Annotated in this window: 1 protein-coding gene and 1 pseudogene; both read left to right on the top strand. The window is 75.0% G+C overall.

All coding sequences use genetic code 11. The features are described 5' to 3' along the window. Positions 1–1125: peptidoglycan-binding protein (locus tag CR470_RS37760; protein ID WP_097872261.1), on the top strand; the 1125-nt coding region annotated here is incomplete at its 5' end. Positions 1126–1154: 29 nt separating this feature from the next. Further along, positions 1155–1771 (top strand): annotated as a pseudogene (locus tag CR470_RS40155) (SPFH domain-containing protein); the annotation flags it as partial.

The raw sequence follows: 1771 nt of genomic DNA, 5'->3' as shown, positions 1-1771 counted from the left end.
GTCCTCTCCTGCGGAGCCGCGGGTGCGGCCGCGGCCGCTGGTCATGCCCCCTGGGCCCCGCACGCCGACGGGGGATCCGGCCCCGAACCGGCCACCCCGCAGGGTGAGAAGGGGCCGCTCCGGGGCGCCGGCGCCTCGGGTCCGCCGTCCGCCGGATCGGCCGCGCCGAAGACGACCCGGGCCGACATCATCGACCGGGCCAAGAGGTGGGTGAGCGCGAAGGTCCCGTACAGCATGCAGGCGTACTGGTCGGACGGCTACCGCCAGGACTGCTCCGGCTACGTGTCGATGGCCTGGAACCTCGGCAGCAACGAGTGGACCGGCAGCCTCGCCGCCTACGGGACCCGGATCGCCCGCGCCGACCTCCAGCCCGGCGACATCCTCCTCTTCCACAACCCGGCCGACCCCTCCGAGGGCTCGCACGTCACGATCTTCGGCGGCTGGGCCGACTCCGCGCGCACCCGCTACGTCGCCTACGAGCAGGCGCGCCCGCGGACGCGGAAGCAGTCGACGCCCCTGGCGTACTGGAACAACTCAGACCGTTATGTGGCGTACCGGTACAAAGGGGTCACGGGTGGATCGCCCGGCTCCGGATCCTCCACCGCCTTCCCCGGGGCCAATCGGTTCGGCCCCGGCGCCGACAACCAGTACGTCACCGAGCTCGGCCGGATGCTGGTCCAGCGGGGCGGCAAGCGCTTCTACGCGGTCGGCCCCGGGCCCGTGTGGGGCACGGCGGACCGGCGTGCGACCCAGGCGTTCCAGCGGGCGCAGGGCTGGCAGGGCAAGGAGGCGGACGGTATCCCGGGCCCGGACACCTGGCGCCTGCTGGCCACCGGCGGCGGACGGAGCATTCCGGCCGCCGGCGCGGGCGGCAGCCCGAATACAGCCGTCGCGTTCCCCGGACGCGGCTATTTCAAGCCGGGTCAGTACAACAGCCATGTCGACCGGCTCGGCGAACAGTTGGTGAAGAAGGGATACGGCAAGCACTACGTGTCGGGCCCCGACCCGCGCTGGACCGAGGCCGACCGCCGCAACGTCGAGGCGTTCCAGCGGGCCCAGGGCTGGCGCGGCGGTGCGGCCGATGGTTACCCGGGGCCGGAGACCTGGCGCCGGCTCTTCGCCTGACGGACGTGACGGAAAGGAATCGGTAACCGGTGACCCCCAACGACGACCAGACCCCCCGGACCACCTCCACCCCCACCCCCCACTCCCTGGACGACCAGCTCCCGCCGTCCCTCTTCGCCCCACTGGGCAAGGGGAGCCCGCCCCCGCTCTTCGGCCCTGTCGTCGACAGGACCCCGCCGCCGGAGCAGGAGCTTCCGCCGCGACCGGACGCCGAGCCCGCGCCTGCGCCGGCCGTGAAACCCGCGCCCGCACCGGTGCCGGACGCGAAGCCCGCGCCGGTGCTGGAAGCGAAGCCCGCGCCGGTGCTGGAAGCGAACGCCGAGCCCCCGCCGCCGCTGGTCGGTCGCGCGGGCAGGGGCTCCCCGCCCCCGCTCTTCGGCCCTGTCGTCGACAGGACCCCGCCGCCGGACGGCGAGCTGCCGTCTGCGCCTGCGCCTGCGCCTACGTCTCCGTCTCCGTCTCCTTCGGACGATGAGCCCGCGCCGCCGCCGCTGTCCGGCCGAGGCGGCCGGGACTCCGCCCCGCCGGACGCCGGTAACGTCACGCCCCCGATCGCTCGGACCGGAGCCCCGGAGCCCCCGAACGTGAGCCTGCACCTCGGCCCCGGCCCGGACCGCCGGACGGGCGGGCCGGCCCCGTCCGCCAC

Origin of the sequence: Streptomyces sp. rh34 (genome assembly GCF_002551245.1) — a bacterium.
GTDB lineage: Bacteria > Actinomycetota > Actinomycetes > Streptomycetales > Streptomycetaceae > Streptomyces.
This window is presented reverse-complemented; position numbering and strand designations above follow the sequence as displayed.